Origin of the sequence: Pseudomonas siliginis (genome assembly GCF_024072275.1) — a bacterium.
GTDB lineage: Bacteria > Pseudomonadota > Gammaproteobacteria > Pseudomonadales > Pseudomonadaceae > Aquipseudomonas > Aquipseudomonas siliginis.
This window is the reverse complement of the sequence record NZ_CP099598.1, coordinates 5,433,786-5,451,649: the sequence shown is the minus strand read 5'-3', so window position 1 is coordinate 5,451,649 and position 17,864 is coordinate 5,433,786. Positions and strand designations below refer to the sequence as shown.

Annotated in this window: 16 protein-coding genes; 8 read left to right on the top strand and 8 right to left on the bottom strand. The window is 61.4% G+C overall.

Annotation, left to right across the window (positions count from 1 at the left end; all coding sequences use genetic code 11):
* The first annotated feature begins 520 nt into the window (after positions 1–520).
* Positions 521–1,624, top strand: a complete 1,104-nt coding sequence (gene gbdR / locus NF676_RS25075) for a choline metabolism transcriptional regulator GbdR (protein WP_007949927.1) — start codon at positions 521–523, stop codon at positions 1,622–1,624.
* 73 nt (positions 1,625–1,697) lie between these two features.
* Here the strand turns inward: gbdR and NF676_RS25070 are convergent, their stop codons facing one another.
* The 6 genes from NF676_RS25070 to NF676_RS25045 all read right to left on the bottom strand — a co-directional run bounded on the left by NF676_RS25070 (position 1,698) and on the right by NF676_RS25045 (position 7,175).
* The gene (locus NF676_RS25070; protein WP_008083190.1) at positions 1,698–1,961 is read right to left on the bottom strand and encodes a hypothetical protein; all 264 of its coding nucleotides are present in this window, start codon (positions 1,959–1,961) and stop codon (positions 1,698–1,700) included.
* A 371-nt stretch (positions 1,962–2,332) separates the two neighbouring features.
* Positions 2,333–3,496: a gamma-butyrobetaine dioxygenase gene (locus NF676_RS25065; protein WP_252886913.1), complete on the bottom strand. Its 1,164-nt coding sequence runs from the start codon at positions 3,494–3,496 to the stop codon at positions 2,333–2,335.
* 23 nt (positions 3,497–3,519) lie between these two features.
* Positions 3,520–3,996, bottom strand: a complete 477-nt coding sequence (locus tag NF676_RS25060) for a thioesterase family protein (protein ID WP_095181368.1) — start codon at positions 3,994–3,996, stop codon at positions 3,520–3,522.
* 127 nt (positions 3,997–4,123) lie between these two features.
* Complete coding sequence (locus NF676_RS25055; protein WP_056786523.1) at positions 4,124–5,089, bottom strand: L-carnitine dehydrogenase; 966 nt, start codon at positions 5,087–5,089, stop codon at positions 4,124–4,126.
* A gap of 133 nt (positions 5,090–5,222) precedes the next feature.
* A complete protein-coding gene (cdhC, locus tag NF676_RS25050) occupies positions 5,223–6,110 on the bottom strand; it encodes a 3-dehydrocarnitine:acetyl-CoA trimethylamine transferase CdhC (RefSeq protein WP_095181369.1) in 888 nt (295 codons plus the stop codon).
* A gap of 120 nt (positions 6,111–6,230) precedes the next feature.
* The gene (locus tag NF676_RS25045) at positions 6,231–7,175 is read right to left on the bottom strand and encodes a choline ABC transporter substrate-binding protein (RefSeq protein ID WP_071173857.1); all 945 of its coding nucleotides are present in this window, start codon (positions 7,173–7,175) and stop codon (positions 6,231–6,233) included.
* 191 nt (positions 7,176–7,366) lie between these two features.
* On the opposite strand from NF676_RS25045, the gene NF676_RS25040 reads away from it, so the two are divergent.
* A complete protein-coding gene (locus tag NF676_RS25040) occupies positions 7,367–8,311 on the top strand; it encodes a GlxA family transcriptional regulator (protein WP_041476759.1) in 945 nt (314 codons plus the stop codon).
* A 143-nt stretch (positions 8,312–8,454) separates the two neighbouring features.
* Here NF676_RS25040 and NF676_RS25035 read toward each other — a convergent pair whose 3' ends face one another.
* Positions 8,455–8,871 carry a DUF3010 family protein gene (locus tag NF676_RS25035; RefSeq protein WP_016772815.1) on the bottom strand — a complete coding sequence of 139 codons (417 nt, stop codon included), beginning with the start codon at positions 8,869–8,871 and terminating at the stop codon, positions 8,455–8,457.
* A 48-nt stretch (positions 8,872–8,919) separates the two neighbouring features.
* On the bottom strand, positions 8,920–9,321 hold the full coding sequence (locus NF676_RS25030; RefSeq protein WP_150637356.1) for a lysozyme inhibitor LprI family protein: 402 nt from the start codon (positions 9,319–9,321) through the stop codon (positions 8,920–8,922).
* A 231-nt stretch (positions 9,322–9,552) separates the two neighbouring features.
* On the opposite strand from NF676_RS25030, the gene NF676_RS25025 reads away from it, so the two are divergent.
* The 6 genes from NF676_RS25025 (at position 9,553) to etfB (ending at position 17,344) form a co-directional block, all read left to right on the top strand.
* The gene (locus tag NF676_RS25025; protein ID WP_024014597.1) at positions 9,553–10,530 is read left to right on the top strand and encodes a dipeptidase; all 978 of its coding nucleotides are present in this window, start codon (positions 9,553–9,555) and stop codon (positions 10,528–10,530) included.
* A gap of 105 nt (positions 10,531–10,635) precedes the next feature.
* On the top strand, positions 10,636–11,166 hold the full coding sequence (locus NF676_RS25020; protein ID WP_252886912.1) for a 4-vinyl reductase: 531 nt from the start codon (positions 10,636–10,638) through the stop codon (positions 11,164–11,166).
* Positions 11,167–11,181: 15 nt separating this feature from the next.
* Positions 11,182–13,242: a dimethylglycine demethylation protein DgcA gene (gene dgcA / locus NF676_RS25015; RefSeq protein ID WP_024014595.1), complete on the top strand. Its 2,061-nt coding sequence runs from the start codon at positions 11,182–11,184 to the stop codon at positions 13,240–13,242.
* 152 nt (positions 13,243–13,394) lie between these two features.
* Positions 13,395–15,344, top strand: coding sequence for a dimethylglycine demethylation protein DgcB (gene dgcB, locus NF676_RS25010; protein WP_252886911.1), 1,950 nt, complete (start codon positions 13,395–13,397; stop codon positions 15,342–15,344).
* Entirely contained in the window at positions 15,344–16,564 is a 1,221-nt protein-coding gene (etfA, locus tag NF676_RS25005) for an electron transfer flavoprotein subunit alpha (RefSeq protein WP_252879020.1), read from the top strand. The genes dgcB and etfA overlap by 1 nt, the downstream gene beginning before the upstream one ends.
* A 9-nt stretch (positions 16,565–16,573) precedes the next feature.
* Positions 16,574–17,344 carry an electron transfer flavoprotein subunit beta gene (gene etfB, locus NF676_RS25000; RefSeq protein ID WP_016772821.1) on the top strand — a complete coding sequence of 257 codons (771 nt, stop codon included), beginning with the start codon at positions 16,574–16,576 and terminating at the stop codon, positions 17,342–17,344.
* Positions 17,345–17,864 lie beyond the last annotated feature (520 nt).

Here is a 17,864-nt window from a genome sequence, read left to right as displayed (position 1 = left end):
GCGAGCAGGCTCGCTCCCACAATAGATCTCCAGGAACACAATATTTGTGAACCCCAGATTCCAGTGTGGGAGCGAGCCTGCTCGCGAAGACGCCAGACCAGTCAAAACTGCTCAACAAAAGAACACCCCAATCCAGCCGCGCCACCTTTTGGCGCGTCGCAATCAGACAAGCGTCATTGTCAGTCGTGACTTGTCAGTCGTTACCTGACCGTCCGTCGTCCGTGCTTGCGGTGACACTCTGTGCAAATCCTCTGCAGGCCAGTTCCCACAAGTGCTACCGATCTGCTCACAGGCTGCGCGGCAGGGCTCTCGCGGCATCTGATGGCACTTCGAAATGGCGTGTTCCGAGGTCTCGTATAGACGCGTCGCGAGGTCGTTTTCAGGAGTTATTGAATGGCCGTCCAATTTCAGGCACGGCAATTGCTCTGTCATAACAAAGCCTGCTTTCTCTGTGAGACGCGGGCAATAACAAGAGCCTCCGCCTGAGGCCGCCACCCGCTTTGTGTGAGGAGATACCGCGATGACGTCGTTCAACTCCGGGGCCCAACCCCAGAACCGTGCGCCTCAATCCATTGGCTTTCTGCTGCTGGACAATTTCACGCTGATTTCCCTGGCGTCCGCCGTTGAGCCGCTGCGCATGGCCAACCAGTTGTCCGGTCGCGAGCTGTATCGCTGGAGCACCCTCACCGTCGATGGCGGCCAGGTCTGGGCCAGTGACGGTCTGCAGATCACTCCCGACGCCTCCATGCACAAAGCCCCGCCTCTGGACACTGTGATTGTCTGCGGCGGCATCGGCATTCAACGCACCGTGACCCGTGAACACGTCTCTTGGCTGCAAAGTCAGGCGCGCCAGTCCAAGCGCCTTGGCGCGGTGTGCACCGGTAGTTGGGCGCTGGCCTGCGCGGGTCTGCTCGACGGCTTCGATTGCAGCGTGCACTGGGAATGTCTGGCGGCGATGCAGGAAGCTTTCCCGCGCGTGGCCATGAGCACACGCCTGTTCACCCTCGACCGTAACCGCTTCACCAGTTCCGGCGGTACCGCGCCGCTGGACATGATGCTGCACCTGATCAGCCGCGATCACGGGCGTGAACTGTCGGCAGCGATCTCGGAAATGTTCGTCTACGAGCGCATCCGCAACGAACAGGATCATCAGCGTGTGCCGCTCAAGCACATGCTCGGCACCAACCAGCCGAAGCTGCAGGAAATCGTCGCGTTGATGGAGGCCAATCTGGAAGAGCCGATCGACCTTGATGAGCTGGCAGTGTATGTCGCGGTGTCGCGTCGACAGCTGGAGCGGTTGTTCCAGAAATACCTGCACTGCTCCCCATCGCGCTACTACCTGAAGCTGCGCCTGATCCGCGCCCGGCAACTGCTCAAGCAGACGCCGATGTCGATCATCGAGGTGGCGTCGGTGTGTGGGTTCGTCTCCACGCCGCACTTCTCCAAGTGCTATCGCGAGTACTTCGGCATTCCGCCACGTGACGAGCGCGTGGGCTCCAACACCACCCAGCAGGTAGCCATGCTGCCGCTGCCGCAGGCCATCGTGATGTCGCCGCTGTCGGGGCCGATGTCAGCGTTGAGTCAGGCGCGCAATGAGTCGACGTTTGCCAGCGTAAGGCTGTAGACCGAGTCTGATCGTTCCCACGCAGAGCGTGGGAACGATCAGGTGGGAGCGAGCCTGCTCGCGAAGGGGTTTTTCAGGCGCTGTGGGACTGCTGGTAATCCGCAAGGGCCGGCAACAACTGTTTGTCGATCGCCTGACGCACCGCCGGCTGAATGCTGGCGCCGCTGGTGTACATGTCCTTGACCATCTTGCGCAGTTCGAATGCGCGAACATTATCCAGGCCACGCACCGCGCACTCACAGGCCTGCTCGGCGGTGGTACCGCTCGGCACCTGAATACCCAAGGCCTTGAGCTGGCCCAACAGATCTTCCTGGTCAATCAAATCGGCGTACATCATTACGCAAATCCTTCTGTGGCAACGGAGGTCTTGGCTCGATTCTGGTGGCCCCGACCGGACGCGGCAAGGGCGTTTTGTCGCGGTGGCCGGGACGACTATGAACAGGTCGTTTTCGGCTAACCGACTGGATTGTCGACTAGGCACACTGGCGCCAGCTCGCTTCACGAAGGTTTGGTCACCCTCGCCTGGCAGCTCCTCAACAGTACCCTCCTCAGCTCCGATCCTGTCACGGCTTGATCGGAGTTTTTTTTGCTTGTGAATCAGTCAGAGATTAGTTGTTCCCGCTGACGCTTTCGCGAGCAGGCTCGCTCCCACTTTGGAATGCGTACCCCTGTGGGAGCGAGCCTGCTCGCGAAGAACGATGACGCGGTTCAACGTTGCAACACCAGAATCCGCGACAACAACTCATCCCGGTCGACATAGCAGCCCTGAAAATGTCGCGCCCCGGTGGCTGGATCAAAGGCATTGCGCGCATGCAGCGTGCGGCGGTTGTCAAAGCACCACAATTCGCCCGGCTTGAGCCGCTGCATCAGCCGGAATCGCGGCTCGCGGGTCATCGCAATAAAGCGCCGATAGGCGCGATATAGCAACGGCATCTGCGCCACCGACGTATCGAACGCCCCGCGCAGAAAGTTCGCCATGCGAATCTCCGCCACCCGGCCCAGCGCATCCAAAGCGATGACCGGCGCCAGGCAGCGATAGTCGCTGTGCCGGTCCTTGTTGCGGAACTCCACGGGTATTTCACACAGGACCTCAAACAGCTGCGGCTCCTCCTGACGCAAGGCGTCGGCGATCGCAAAACCATCGACGAAAATGCTCTCGCCACCCTCGGCATCATTCACCAGGCAATGCAGAAATTGCAGCCCCGGTTGCAGCTCGCGAGTCGGCAAATCCGTGTGCAATGGCAGGTTGAAGGCGGTGTAGGCGTTGCTGTCGGCGTCGGCTTTGGATTGCACATTGAACAGCACGCCGAAGTTGCTTTCGCGAATGAAGGAAATCCGCTGCGCGATGAGCTTCAGCGAGCCCGGCTCGGTGGGCACGCCGCGCACTTGGGTCAGGCCGATGTCGCGCACGGCGAGCAACCATTGCAGCAGCGCGGCGTTGTCGTTCATCAGCGCGGTGTAGTCGAACACCGGCAACTGCAGATCGCTGTGCCACAAACGGGGCTGCGGTTTGCCGGCCAGGCGTTCGGCGCGGGATTCATCGTCATAGGCATGTGCGCGCAGCCAGCCCGGATCGAAGCGGCTGAGGTGACCGTCCTGCCAGTCGATGCGCAGGCAGCCATCGGTGTCGATGCGCGTGGCCAGCGGTTGCAAATCCTCGGCGGCATCGACGCTTTCGAAGACTTGTTCGCGAGTAACGCTGTAGACACATTGATCACACGGGCAATTGTCGCGCAGCCATATGTGGTGAAACGGGCTGACACGTCCGTCAGCCCATTCGATGACAACGCGATCCGCCAGACCCTGCACGCCACCGAGCGCGCTGATCAACGGATAAGTACGAAAATCGGCAACAGCGACGGCGGTGTTCATGGCGGCTCCTTGGCAGTGGGGATTTACCGAGCGGGTGGCAGCGCGATCACGCGGCCGATGTAAGCGGGAGCGGGCAGGTCGGTCTGATCGGCGACGATGGCTTGCAGGCGATGCAACGTATCAGGGCTGAACGGCGCCGAGCGCGGGCCGGCGAGGTCGACGTGCAAAAGCATCTGTTCATTGCCGGCCAGCGCTTGCTCATCGCCGATTTTGTGCAGGCTGTGGTAGAGGTGCAGGCGCTTGCTGTCGTGGCCGATGATTTGCGTGCGCACTTCCACCTCAGTGGCGATCTTCACTTCGTGCAGGTAATTGAGGTGCAGCTCAAGGGTGAACAGCGAATGGCCACTGGCCTCGCGGTTGCTGCTGTCCATGCCGAGGCGGTCCATCAGCGCATCGGTGGCGTAGCTGAAGATCAGCAGGTAGAAGGCATCGCGCAGGTGGCCGTTGTAGTCGACCCAGTCGGGGATGATGGTGGTTTGGTAGGTGGTGAGGTGGGGCATGGTCTCGGTTCCAACATTGATGATGACTGGACTGCCGTCTTCGCGAGCAGGCTCGCTCCCACATTGAAATGCGTTTACCTGTGGGAGCGAGCCTGCTCGCGAAGGGGCCGGAAGCGCTCTGCAAGGTCTATTCGCTGAAACTCATTCCATGCTTTTCCTTGGTGGTCTTCACCGCTTCAAGCACCGCCAGCAAACAATCATCACGATAGCGCTCCAGCGCTGAAATGCTGTGCCGACCGAGCTGATCAGTGGTGCCATCGACCACATCATCAATCAGCTTGTCGGTCAGCTCCGGTGCTGGCAGATATGTCCACGGCAACTGCAACGCCGGACCGAATTGCGACATGAAGTGGCGCATGCCGGCATCGCCGCCGGCCAAGGTGTAGGTCAAGAACGTGCCCATGAACGACCAGCGCAGACCAGCGCCAAAACGGATTGCATCGTCGATCTCGCCGGTCGTCGCGACGCCGTCGTTGACCAGGTGCAACGCCTCGCGCCACAGCGCTTCAAGCAAGCGATCGGCGATGAAGCCCGGCACTTCCTTGCGCACATGCAACGGGCGCATGCCGAGGGATTGGTAGACTTGCATCGCTGCTTGCACCGCTTCCGGCGCGGTATTTTTGCCGCCGACCACTTCCACCAGTGGCAACAGATAAACCGGGTTGAACGGATGCCCGACCACGCAGCGTTCAGGGTGCGTCGAACTCTCGTAGAACTCGCTGGGCAACAGGCCTGAAGTGCTTGAACCGATCAATGCGTCGGGCTTGGCGGCGGCGCTGATCTTGCTGTGCAGGTCGAGCTTCAGTTCCAGCCGTTCCGGGGCGCTTTCCTGGATGAAGTCGGCGTCACGCACGCACTCCTCGATGGTCGCGACAAAGCGCAGACGATCCTGCGAAGCACCCGGCGCCAGGCCGTTTTTCTCCAGCGCGCCCCACGCATTGGCCACGCGTTGGCGCAATGCCGCTTCCGCGCCGGGCGCCGGGTCCCAAGCCACTACATCGAGGCCGTGGGCGAGCGCGCGGGCGACCCAGCCACTGCCGATGACACCGCTACCGAGAGCGGCGAAGGTTTTGATTTCGGTGATAAAGCGCATGGTGATGTCCTGAAGAGTTCGAAGAGCCCTGTAGGAGCTGCCGAAGGCTGCGATCTTTTGATCTTGCTTCTAAAAAATCAAAGTCAAAAGATCGCAGCCTTCGGCAGCTCCTACAGGTGAAATGGGTGATGGATCAGCCGCGCTGGGTCAGGCCCATTTTCTGGCGGCCTTCTGCCGGTGTCAGCACCCGGGCACCGAGGCGGCTGAGGATTTCCGTAGCGCGCTCAACCAATTGGCCATTGGTCGCCAGCACACCTTTGTCCAGCCACAGGTTGTCTTCCAGGCCGACCCGCACGTTGCCGCCGAGCAGCACCGCTTGCGCCGCCATCGGCATCTGCATGCGGCCGATGCCGAAGCCGGCCCACACCGCGTCGGCGGGCAGGTTGTCGACCATGGCTTTCATCGTGGTGGTGTCGGCCGGTGCGCCCCACGGGATGCCCAGGCACAGTTGAAACAGCGGGTTGTCGAGCAAGCCTTCCTTGATCATCTGCTTGGCGAACCACAGATGCCCGGTGTCGAAAATCTCCAGTTCGGCCTTCACCCCCAGTTCGGTGATGCGCTTGGCGCCGGCGCGCAGTTGCGCCGGGGTGGAGACGTAAATGGTGTCGCCGTCGCCGAAGTTCAGCGTGCCGCAATCGAGGGTGCAGATTTCCGGCAGCAACTGTTCAACGTGGGCGAGACGGGTCAGCGGACCGATCAGATCGGTGTTCGGGCCGAACTCCATCGGGTTCTCGCCAGCGCCGATTTCCAGGTCGCCGCCCATCCCGGCGGTCAGGTTGACGATGATGTCGACGTCCGCCTCGCGGATGCGCTCCATCACTTCGCGGTACAGCGCCACGTCACGGCTGAACTTGCCGGTCTGCGGATCGCGCACATGGCAGTGCACCACGGTGGCGCCAGCCTTGGCCGCTTCCACCGCTGCAGCGGCAATCTGTTTCGGGGTGATCGGCACGTGTGGACTTTTGGCGGTCGTGTCGCCAGCACCGGTAAGTGCGCAGGTGATGATGACGTCGTGGTTCATGGTGCGTTTCCTTCAGGCGTGATGGGTCTGTCCGCAGCCCGTTGCGGGGCTGCGAAGCTTGATTGAAATACCCTCTCCCTGTGGGAGAGGGTCAGGGTGAGGGGCTCTTCAATCGAGGGGTTATTTGCTGGTCAGTTGCAGATTTTCAGCAGCCGGTTTGCCATCGAAAGTCGTCACACCTTCAAGCCAGCGCTGTTTGTCTTCGGGGTGATCCTTGAGCCACTGCTTCGCCGATTCGAAGGCATCCTTGTGATCGAGCAGCGGCTGCATCATCCGGCTCTCGGATTCGGCGGTGAAAGTCAGGTTGGCCAGCAGGCGGCCGATGTTCGGGCATTGCTCGGCGTATTTCGGCGCGGTGACCGTCCACACCGTGGCCATGCCTTCGTTCGGGCCGAGGGCGTCTTCGCTGCCGGTCAGATAGGTCATCTGGATGTTGACGTTCATCGGGTGCGGCGCCCAGCCGAAGAACACCACGGCTTCCTTGCGGCGCACGGCGCGATCGACGGCGGCGAGCATGCCGGCCTCGCTTGATTCGACGAGCTGGAACTTACCGAGGCCAAACTGGTTCTTGGCGATCATCGCTTTGATCTGCGTGTTGGCGCCCGAGCCTGGCTCGATGCCGTAGATCTTGCCGCCCAATTCCTTCTCGAATTTGGCGATGTCGGCGAAAGTTTTCAGCCCCTTGTCGGCCAGATAAGTCGGTACGGCGAGAGTGGCGCGGGCATCTTTCAGGCTCGGTGCTTCGAGCACTTTCACCTGATTGGCCTCGACGAACGGCGTGATGGTCTGCGTCATCAGCGGGTTCCAGTAGCCGAGGAACAGGTCCAGGCGCTGATCGCGAATCCCGGCAAAGATAATCTGCTGGGAGGCGCTGGTCTGTTTGGTGCTGTAGCCGAGGCCGTCGAGCAGGACCTGGGTCATGGCACTGGTGGCGATCACGTCAGTCCAGTTGACCACGCCCATGCGTACGTTCTTGCAGGAGGCCGGTTCGGCCGCCATTACGCCGGTGCTGAAAAAAGCGGTACCGCTGAGTGCAAGAACGCAGCTGCTGATCAGTCGTTTCATGTCGGGTTCCTCGGCAGTTCGATTATTGTCGTTCCCGGCATCTGCGCGCCGGTGAGGCCAAGTTACGCAGCTATGCACCCGTGAAAGCGCACTGCGGCGACTGGCATTTGCACTGTAGCGACCTGCACGCTTGAACGCCGCCGATAATCGGCGTATCAACGAGCCACGCGACCCGCCAACCGAGTGCGCCCATGTCCCAGGATTTCTACTTTTTGCTGATGCCGGGGTTCTCCGCCATCGGCTTTATTTCCGCGATCGAACCGTTGCGCGTGGCCAACCGTTTTCGCGGCGAGTTGTATCGCTGGCATGTGCTCAGCGCCGATGGCGGCGCGGTATTGGCGAGCAACGGCATGTCGGTCAACGCCGATGCAGCGCTGGAGCCGCTGAAGAAAGGCGCGACCTTGCTGGTGGTGGCCGGCTTCGAACCGCTGAAGTTCATCACGCCGACGCTGGAGCACTGGTTGCGCAGGCTGGACAACGACGGCGTAACCCTCGGTGCGATCGACACCGGCAGCTTCGTCCTTGCCGAAGCAGGCCTGCTCGACGGCCATCGCCTGACCCTGCACTGGGAGGCGATCGATGCCTTCAAGGAATCTTATCCACAGCTCAGCGTCACCCAGGAGCTGTTCGAGATCGATCGGCGGCGGATCACCTCGGCGGGAGGTACGGCCTCGATTGATCTGATGCTCGACCTGATCGCCCAGGCCCACGGCCCGCAACTGGCGATTCAGGTCAGCGAGCAGTTTGTGCTCGGGCGCATACGCCCGCGCAAGGATCACCAGCGCATGGAAGTCGCCACGCGCTACGGGATCAGCAACAAGAAACTGGTGCAGGTGATCGGCGAGATGGAACAGCACAGCGAACCACCGCTGACCACGCTGCAACTGGCGGAGTCGATCAAGGTGACCCGGCGGCAACTGGAGCGCTTGTTCCGGCTGCACCTGAACGATACGCCGAGCAATTTCTATCTGCGGTTAAGGCTGGAAAAGGCCCGGCAGTTGCTGCGCCAGACCGACATGAGCGTGCTCGAAGTGAGCATTGCCTGCGGGTTTGAATCGCCGTCGTATTTCACCCGCAGTTATCGCGCGCGTTTCGCCCGCTGCCCCCGGGAAGACCGGCGTACCGCGCAGGCGTGAATGGTTTCAGCACCACCCTAGAACCCTGTGGGAGCGGGCTTGCCCGCGATGAGGCCAGCACATCCAACATTGTTATTGCCGGACACACCGCCATCGCGGGCAAGCCCGCTCCCACAGGTTCCAAGGTGATTTCGGGAATCGGCTTATTTCTTCACCAACGCCGAGCACGCCGCCTTGTAAGCCTCATGCTGATATTTGTTCAACGTCCCGGGCAGTTCGAAATTGTGCTTCTTGGCCTGGGCATTGATCGTCTGCGGCGACAGCAGCGTTACCTCACAACCATCGAGCAGTTGAAACACGCCCTCGATCTTGAATGTCGTCGGCCCACCGGCAAACTCGCCCTTTTTGCTGCGCTTCTTGATCGCAATCCGGTCCACCGAGTTCTCCCGCACAAACGATGCCACCTGCGCCGCGAACCGCCGCACGTTCGCCGCCTCGTCGTCGTCATCCAGAGCAATCTTCTTCGTGGCGAGAGGGACGTGGCTCAACGTCGAACCATCGAGCGCCGCCACGGCGATGATCGCTTCGCTGCCTTTGATTTCAATGCCGCAGATGTTCATGGGAATCCTTAGACTGGCTTAAGAGGTTCAGCTTACAGCTCAAAACACTCACTCCTGCCCAATCGACTCCAAAAACTCCGACCGTTCATCACTCATCCGCGCGACACAATCATTCTGCGCAATGGTGAACGCCTTGCTTCCCGCCGTGGACGGGAACGCTTCCACCGCGCAATCCGCATCCCGCGTCTTCAACCACTGCTGCTGGGCGGTTTTCAGTTTGGCGGTGATGTTGGCCAGTTGCGTCGGGTTTTTGCCGTAGGCGGCCTGCATGCGTTCGTTGAGGCTGGCGTAGTTGTCTTTGAGCAGGTCTTCGGCGGTGCTGCGGCTGTAGGCGGAGCATTCCAGGGTCTGGATGTCGTTTTCCACCGCGTCGCACGGGTTGTTCTCGGATTCTTCGGCGGCGTGGGCGCCGGTCGCAATCAGTGCCAGGGCGAGGATTATTGATTTCATTGGGGTCGCTCTAATCCGTTGGTAGGTGCAGGCTGCGGCAGATTCTGGCGCAAGCGCGCGGGCTTGAACAGCCAGCCGAGGAGGGCGGCTGACGACCCTTTGTCGCGGATTGACGCTTTCGGCAATTCCCCTGTCGTTTTTGCACCCGGTCGCCCCGGCACCGAGGCATATGCTGGCCCCAAAGCGCCGGCAGACGATTCGGCGCATGAATCGCCAATAAGGGGACGCCTGATGAGCCCAGCCGAATTACACGCCGACAGCATCGTTATCGACGGTCTGATCATTGCCAAATGGAACCGCGAGCTGTTCGAAGACATGCGCAAGGGCGGTCTGACGGCGGCCAACTGCACTGTGTCGGTGTGGGAAGGCTTTCAGGCGACCGTGAACAACATCGCTGCCAGCCAGAAACTGATCCGCGAAAACAGCGACCTGGTGATGCCTGTGCGCACCACCGCCGACATCCGTCGCGCCAAGGAACAAGGCAAGACCGGCATCCTCTTCGGCTTCCAGAATGCCCATGCCTTTGAAGATCAGATCGGCTATGTCGAGGTGTTCAAGCAGCTCGGCGTTGGCATCGTGCAGATGTGCTACAACACCCAGAATCTGGTCGGCACCGGTTGCTACGAGCGTGACGGCGGCCTGTCAGGTTTCGGTCGCGAAATCGTTGCCGAGATGAACCGCGTCGGCGTCATGTGCGACCTGTCCCACGTCGGTTCCAAGACCTCCGAAGAAGTCATTCTCGAATCGAAAAAACCGGTCTGCTATTCGCACTGCCTGCCGTCGGGTCTCAAAGAGCACCCGCGCAACAAATCCGATGCAGAGTTGAAGTTCATTGCCGACCACGGCGGTTTCGTCGGTGTGACCATGTTCGCGCCGTTCCTCGCCAAGGGCATTGATTCGACCATCGACGATTACGCCGAAGCCATCGAATACACCATGAACATCGTCGGCGAAGACGCCATCGGTATCGGCACCGATTTCACTCAGGGTCACGGCCAGGACTTCTTCGAATACCTGACCCACGACAAGGGCTACGCCCGCCGCCTGACCAGCTTCGGCAAGATCATCAACCCGCTGGGCATCCGCACCGTCGGCGAATTCCCCAACCTCACCGAAACCCTGCTCAAGCGCGGCCATTCCGAGCGTGTGGTGCGCAAGATCATGGGTGAGAACTGGGTAAGCGTTCTTAAGAACGTCTGGGGCGAATAACGCTTTCTCAAGACCGCCGCCGATCTGCCCCCTCTCCTGCGGGAGAGGGCTGGGGTGAGGGCCGCGGCCAACACTGAACCATCATTTTTCTGGAGTTAAGTTTCCATGGCCAAGATCGCCCCGCAATTGCCAATCGAAGTCGACAGCGAGACCGGTGTCTGGACCTCCGACGCCCTGCCAATGCTCTATGTGCCGCGTCACTTTTTCGTCAACAACCACATGGGCATCGAGGAAGTGCTCGGCGCTGAAGCCTACGCCGAGATCCTCTACAAGGCCGGCTACAAATCCGCCTGGCACTGGTGTGAAAAGGAAGCCGAATGCCACGGCCTGGAAGGCGTCGCGGTGTTCGAGCACTACATGAAACGCCTGTCGCAGCGCGGCTGGGGCCTGTTCAAGATCCAGGAGATCGACCTCGACAAAGGCACCGCCAGCGTCAAGCTCGAGCACTCGGCGTTTGTCTATGTCTACGGCAAGGTCGGGCGCAAGGTCGATTACATGTTCACCGGCTGGTTCGCCGGCGCCATGGATCAGATCCTCGAAGCCCGTGGCAGCAAGATTCGTACTGTGGCCGAACAAGTCTACGGGGGCTCCGAAGAGGGCCACGATGACGGCTTGTTTATCGTCAAGCCGTTGTAAGCCGAGGACCGTGCCATGGCTTTCGAAGCAATGTTCCAGCCGATCCAGATCGGCAAACTGACCATCCGCAACCGCGTGCTCAGCACCGCGCACGCCGAGGTCTATGCGACTGACGGTGGCATGACCACCGACCGCTACGTCAAATACTACGAAGAGAAAGCCAAGGGCGGCATCGGCCTGGCCATCTGTGGCGGTTCGTCCGTGGTGGCGATCGACAGCCCGCAGGAATGGTGGAGTTCGGTCAATCTGTCCACCGACCGGATCATTCCGCACTTCCAGAATCTGGCCGACGCCATGCACAAGCATGGCGCCAAGATCATGATCCAGATTACCCACATGGGCCGTCGCTCGCGCTGGGACGGCTTCAACTGGCCGACCTTGATGTCGCCCTCGGGCATCCGTGAACCGGTGCACCGCGCCACTTGCAAAACCATCGAGCCGGAAGAGATCTGGCGGGTGATCGGCAACTACGCTCAGGCGGCGCGCCGGGCCAAGGCCGGTGGCCTTGATGGTGTCGAACTGTCGGCAGTGCACCAGCACATGATCGACCAGTTCTGGAGCCCGCGCGTCAACAAGCGTACCGACGAATGGGGCGGCACCTTCGAAGGGCGGATGAAGTTCGGCCTGGAAGTCCTCAAAGCCGTGCGCGCCGAGGTCGGTGACGATTTCTGCGTGGGCATGCGCCTGTGCGGTGACGAGTTCCACCCGGACGGCTTGTCCCACGAGGACATGAAGCAGATCGCCAAGTATTACGACGACACCGGCATGCTCGACTTCATCGGCGTGGTCGGCTCGGGTTGCGACACCCACAACACCCTGGCCAACGTCATTCCGAACATGAGTTATCCACCGGAGCCGTTCCTGCATCTGGCTGCCGGGATCAAGGAAGTGGTCAAGGTGCCGGTGCTGCACGCGCAGAACATCAAGGACCCGAACCAGGCCACGCGCATCCTTGAAGGCGGTTACGTCGACATGGTCGGCATGACCCGCGCGCACATCGCCGACCCGCACCTGATCGCCAAGATCAAGATGGGCCAGATCGACCAGATCAAGCAGTGCGTCGGCGCCAACTATTGCATCGACCGCCAGTATCAGGGCCTGGACGTGCTGTGCATCCAGAACGCCGCGACCTCCCGTGAATACATGGGCGTGCCGCACATCATCGAGAAATCCACCGGGCCGAAACGCAAAGTGGTGATCGTCGGTGCCGGCCCGGCCGGGATGGAAGCCGCACGCGTGGCTGCCGAGCGGGGCCACGACGTCACGCTGTTCGAGAAAAAAGACTTCATCGGCGGGCAGATCACCACCGCATCGAAAGCACCGCAGCGTGACCAGATCGCCGGCATCACTCGCTGGTTCCAGCTGGAACTGGCGCGGCTGAAAGTCGATCTGCGCCTGGGCACGGCGGCGGATGCCGACACCATCATGGACCTGCGTCCGGACGTGGTGGTGCTGGCGGTCGGCGGTCATCCGTACCTTGAGCAGAACGAACACTGGGGCGCGGCCGAAGGGCTGGTGGTCAGCAGCTGGGACGTGCTCGACGGCAAGGTTGCGCCGGGCAAGAACGTGCTGGTCTACGACACCATTTGCGAGTTCACCGGCATGTCGGTCGCCGACTTCCTCGCCGACAAGGGCAGCCAGGTCGAGATCGTCACCGACGACATCAAACCGGGCGTGGCCATCGGCGGCACGTCGTTCCCGACCTATTACCGCAGCATGTACCCGAAAGAAGTGATCATGACCGGCGACATGATGCTGGAGAAGGTCTACCGCGAAGGCGACAAGCTGATCGCGGTGCTGGAGAACGAATACACCGGCGCGAAAGAGGAGCGGGTCGTCGATCAGGTGGTCGTCGAAAACGGCGTACGCCCGGACGAGGAAATCTACTACGCGCTCAAGGACGGCTCGCGCAACAAGGGCCAGATCGACGTCGAAGCGCTGTTCGCGATCCAGCCGCAACCTTCGCTGAGCGAAGCGGGCGACGGCTACTTGCTGTTCCGCATCGGCGACTGCGTGGCGCAGCGTAATACCCACGCCGCGATCTATGACGCACTCAGACTGTGTAAAGACTTTTAAGGCTTGCACATAACCCTGTGGGAGCGAGCCTGCTCGCGAATGCTATCTGTCAGTTGACGCTGATGTCGACTGACCCAGCGCTTTCGCGAGCAGGCTCGCTCCCACAGTAAAGCGGATCGTGTTTCTCCAGGCTGTCTGGTGGGAGCTTCACCATGTTGAACACCCTTCTTCCAATCCTGTTGTTCGCAGCCCTGGGCCTTGCTGTCCTCGGCGCGTTGCGGCGGATGAACATGTGGCGCCGGGGGCGGGCGGCGAAGGTCGATCTGCTCGGCGGTCTGCTGGCCATGCCCAAGCGCTACATGGTCGACCTGCACCACGTCGTCGCGCGGGACAAATACATTGCCAACACCCACGTCGCCACGGCGGGCGGTGCGGTGGCGTCGATTGTGCTGGCCATTCTGGTGCACGGTTTCGGCCTGCATAACCGCATCCTTGGCTACGCCTTGCTGCTGATGTCGGCGGTGATGTTTGTCGGCGCGATCTTCATGTATCTGCGCCGGGTCAATCCACCTGCGCGTCTGTCGAAAGGCCCGTGGATGCGCCTGCCGAAAAGCCTGCTGGCCTTCTCCGCGTCGTTTTTCCTGGTGACCCTGCCGGTGGCGGGAATCCTGCCGGAAAACTTCGGCGGTTGGGTGCTCGCCGCCATCCTCGGTGTTGGCGTGCTGTGGGGCGTGTCGGAGCTGTTCTTCGGCATGACCTGGGGCGGGCCGATGAAGCACGCCTTTGCCGGAGCGCTGCACCTGGCCTGGCACCGTCGCCCGGAACGTTTCGGCGGCGGGCGCTCGACCGGTTTGAAACCGCTGGACCTGAACAATCCCGATGCGCCGCTGGGCGTGGAAAAACCCAAGGATTTCACTTGGAACCAGTTGCTCGGTTTCGACGCCTGCGTGCAGTGCGGCAAGTGCGAAGCAGCGTGCCCGGCTTTCGCCGCCGGCCAGCCGCTGAACCCGAAAAAACTGATTCAGGACATGGTCGTCGGCCTCGCCGGCGGCACTGACGCGAAGTTCGCCGGCAGCCCGTATCCAGGCAAACCGATCGGCGAGCATGGCGGCAATCCGCACCAACCGATCGTCAACGGTCTGGTCGATGCTGAAACCCTGTGGTCATGCACCACGTGCCGCGCCTGCGTCGAGGAGTGCCCGATGATGATCGAGCACGTCGATGCGATCGTCGACATGCGCCGGCATCTGACCCTGGAAAAAGGCGCGACGCCGAACAAGGGTGCCGAAGTTCTCGAGAACCTTATTGCAACCGACAACCCCGGCGGTTTCGCCCCGGGCGGGCGGATGAACTGGGCAGCGGACCTGAACCTCACTCTGCTCAGCGAAAAGAAATCCACCGACGTGCTCTTCTGGGTCGGCGACGGCGCCTTCGACATGCGCAACCAGCGCACCTTGCGTGCCTTCGTCAAAGTGCTGAAGGCAGCGAAAGTCGACTTCGCCGTACTCGGTCTTGAGGAGCGCGACAGCGGAGATGTGGCCCGCCGTCTCGGCGACGAAGCAACGTTCCAGCAGCTCGCCAAACGCAATATCCAGACATTGGCCAAATACAGCTTCAACCGCATCGTCACCTGCGATCCGCACAGTTTCCATGTGCTGAAAAACGAGTACGGCGCCTTCGACGGCAACTATCTGGTGCAGCACCACAGCACCTACATGGCCGAGATCATTCAGGCCGGCGCGCTCAACCTCGGGCAGCACAAAGGCAATAGCGTGACCTATCACGATCCGTGCTACCTGGGCCGCTACAACGGCGAGTACGAAGCGCCGCGCGAAGTGCTGCGCGCGCTCGGCATTGAAGTCAAAGAGATGCAACGGTCCGGCTTCCGCTCGCGCTGCTGCGGCGGCGGTGGCGGCGCGCCGATCACTGACATTCCGGGCAAGCAGCGCATCCCCGACATGCGCATGGAAGACATCCGCGAAACCGGCGCCGAACTGGTGGCGGTGGGTTGTCCACAGTGCACGGCGATGCTCGAAGGCGTGGTCGAACCGCGTCCGCTGATCAAGGACATCGCCGAACTGGTGGCCGACGCGCTGCTCGAAGACGCCGCGCCAAGCAAGCCTGCCACGCCGGCCAAACGTGAACCTGCGGAGGTGCACTGATGAGCGACATTATCCGCCGCGACCCGCGCGCCGAATGGATTGCGCGCAACCGCCTGCATCCGCTGCACGCGGCGATGCAACCGGCGCAACACAGCTGGATGGGTCCCAATGGCGTCATCCGCAAGAATCTGCACGGCATGGGTTTTATCGGCCCCAACGGCATCAAACGCATTGACCGCAGCGGCGCGCAGCAGGGTGGGGCGGTCAAACGCTCGGCTGCTGTTGAAGTGCAGTTGCCGCTGCGTCAGGTACCGGCCCCGGCGTTCTACATCAGTGTGGTGCCGGATATGGTCGGTGGTCGCCTGAGCAGCCACGACCGCGATCTGCTCGGCCTTGCTCACCAACTGGCCGGCACCGATGGTGCGGTGCTCGCCGTGGTGTTCGGCGAGCATAAGGAAAGCGCTTTCGAGACCGCTGGCGTCGATCGCCTGTTGCTGCTCGAAGGCGATGAATTCAGCGGTTATGCACCGGAACAACGGGTGCAGGGCTTGCGCGCTGTGGATAACCAATTCAACCCGCGTCACTGGTTGCTGCCGGACAGCCGCAGCGGTGGCGGCGAACTCGGCCGACGCTTTGCTGCAGCGCTGGGTGAGCGTCCGGCCACGCGGGTCTGGCAGGTCAAGGATCAGGAGTGCATCGGCCGCGCCGGGGCCGGATTGCAAGATCTGGCGCGTCCGGTGGCGCGGTTGATTCTCGCCGCTGCCGAATGCGCAGAACCGGTCAGCGAAACTCGTCACGAAGCGTTGCCAGTGGAGTTATCCACAAGCGTCGCGCGCAGCTTGTCGCGAATCGAAGATCTTGGTGCCGTGGCGGTGGATCCGGCAGCGATTCCGATGGCCGAAGCGGAGTTCATTTTTTCCGGCGGCAACGGCGTCAAGGATTGGCAGCTGTTTCACGAAACGGCAGCAGCCCTCGGCGCCACCGAAGGCGCTTCGCGGGTGGCGGTGGACGACGGCTTCATGGCGCGCGATCGTCAGGTCGGCGCGTCCGGCACCTGGGTCACCGCGCGGGTCTATGTGGCTGTGGGTATCTCTGGCGCAATCCAGCACCTGCAAGGCATTGGCGCCTGCGACAAGGTGGTGGCGATCAACCTCGATCCGGGTTGCGACATGATCAAGCGTGCCGACCTCTCGGTGATCGGCGAAAGCGCAGAGATTCTGCAAGCGTTGATCGAAGCGGTCGCGGCTTACCGCAACGAAGCCAAGCGCGATGCGGCGTAAGGAAACCCTATGAACACGAACGTTATCAGTCTGGTTTCAATCGGCGCTCACCCGACCTCAGGTCGGCCACGGCGCGCCGATCAGGATGCGCGCGCGGTGGAACTGGGCCTGCAATTGGCTGGGGATAACCTGCAAGTGCTGCATGCCGGTGATGTTGCCGAACCGGCCCTGCGTGCCTATCTGGGCATGGGCCTGGAACAACTGCATGTGCTGGAACAACCCGCCGGCGCCGATGCCTTGCCGGCGCTGACCGCGTACCTGCGCGACGCCGGGGCGCAAGTGGTGCTGACCGGCAGTCAGGCGGAAACCGGGGAAGGTTCGGGGATGTTGCCGTTCCTGCTGGCCGAAGGTCTGGGCTGGCCGCTGGTGGTGGGCCTGGCGCAGGTCGAATCGATCGCTGACGGTTCGGCGCTGGTTCTGCAAGCGTTGCCGCGCGGGCAGCGACGCCGCTTGAAGGTGAAACTGCCGTTTCTGGCGACTGTGGATAACGCCGCCCCGAAGCCTCGGCAGAGCGCGTACGGCCCGGCACGACGGGGCGAATTGGCCGCCGATGACGTTGAAGTTGTTGAGGACCAATTGTTGGCCGTCGCCACGCTGCAACCGGCCAAGCCACGACCCAAGCGCTTGAAGGTGATCAAGGCCAAGAGCGGCGCCGACCGGATGAAAGCAGCGACAGCTAAGGCCAGTGGTGGCGGTGGGCAGGTGCTCAAAGGCGTCACCGCGCAGGCCGGGGCGGAGGCGATTCTGAAGTTGCTTATTGAAGAGGGCGTTGTCCGCTAGTCACCCTCTTCCAGGCATGGAATAACCTCTGTGGGAGCGAGCCTGCTCGCGAAAGCGCACTGTCAGCCGACACATGCATCGACTGACCCGACGCATTCGCGAGCAGGCTCGCTCCCACATTGGCATTTCTCCACAGCCAATCTTTACTGCTTACCCACAATCGCTGTTGGCGAAGCTGTGGATAACGTGTTCGCCCTTGCTCGTACCCCACGCCATTCAAGCCTTCCAGCCATAAGATCAAAAAACGATCAGCGTAACTCACGGATTTAACGGGCTTTTCCCTCGGTATTAATCGAGAAGTTGCCCCCAATCTCTGTTGGCGCTTCTGTGGATAAGATGTTCGCTATCAGCTGTACGCCATATGGAGCAGGCGTTACATGGGTTTGATCAATTATTGATCAAATGTGATCCCCGGGCGCCGAGAGCTGTTAAGACGAAGGGGTTTTCCCCAGTCATAGGTGTTTTCCACAGAAGATTCAAAGTTGTCCCCGAACTCTGTTGGCGCTTCTGTGGATAACGT

Excerpts from the sequence above, each read along its gene's own strand:
- gbdR (WP_007949927.1), top strand. The coding sequence starts at position 521 with ATGACGTCGTTCAACTCCGGGGCCCAACCCCAGAACCGTGCGCCTCAA.
- NF676_RS25070 (WP_008083190.1), bottom strand. The coding sequence starts at position 1,961 with ATGATGTACGCCGATTTGATTGACCAGGAAGATCTGTTGGGCCAGCTC.
- NF676_RS25065 (WP_252886913.1), bottom strand. The coding sequence starts at position 3,496 with ATGAACACCGCCGTCGCTGTTGCCGATTTTCGTACTTATCCGTTGATC.
- NF676_RS25060 (WP_095181368.1), bottom strand. The coding sequence starts at position 3,996 with ATGCCCCACCTCACCACCTACCAAACCACCATCATCCCCGACTGGGTC.
- NF676_RS25055 (WP_056786523.1), bottom strand. The coding sequence starts at position 5,089 with ATGCGCTTTATCACCGAAATCAAAACCTTCGCCGCTCTCGGTAGCGGT.
- cdhC (WP_095181369.1), bottom strand. The coding sequence starts at position 6,110 with ATGAACCACGACGTCATCATCACCTGCGCACTTACCGGTGCTGGCGAC.
- NF676_RS25045 (WP_071173857.1), bottom strand. The coding sequence starts at position 7,175 with ATGAAACGACTGATCAGCAGCTGCGTTCTTGCACTCAGCGGTACCGCT.
- NF676_RS25040 (WP_041476759.1), top strand. The coding sequence starts at position 7,367 with ATGTCCCAGGATTTCTACTTTTTGCTGATGCCGGGGTTCTCCGCCATC.
- NF676_RS25035 (WP_016772815.1), bottom strand. The coding sequence starts at position 8,871 with ATGAACATCTGCGGCATTGAAATCAAAGGCAGCGAAGCGATCATCGCC.
- NF676_RS25030 (WP_150637356.1), bottom strand. The coding sequence starts at position 9,321 with ATGAAATCAATAATCCTCGCCCTGGCACTGATTGCGACCGGCGCCCAC.
- NF676_RS25025 (WP_024014597.1), top strand. The coding sequence starts at position 9,553 with ATGAGCCCAGCCGAATTACACGCCGACAGCATCGTTATCGACGGTCTG.
- NF676_RS25020 (WP_252886912.1), top strand. The coding sequence starts at position 10,636 with ATGGCCAAGATCGCCCCGCAATTGCCAATCGAAGTCGACAGCGAGACC.
- dgcA (WP_024014595.1), top strand. The coding sequence starts at position 11,182 with ATGGCTTTCGAAGCAATGTTCCAGCCGATCCAGATCGGCAAACTGACC.
- dgcB (WP_252886911.1), top strand. The coding sequence starts at position 13,395 with ATGTTGAACACCCTTCTTCCAATCCTGTTGTTCGCAGCCCTGGGCCTT.
- etfA (WP_252879020.1), top strand. The coding sequence starts at position 15,344 with ATGAGCGACATTATCCGCCGCGACCCGCGCGCCGAATGGATTGCGCGC.
- etfB (WP_016772821.1), top strand. The coding sequence starts at position 16,574 with ATGAACACGAACGTTATCAGTCTGGTTTCAATCGGCGCTCACCCGACC.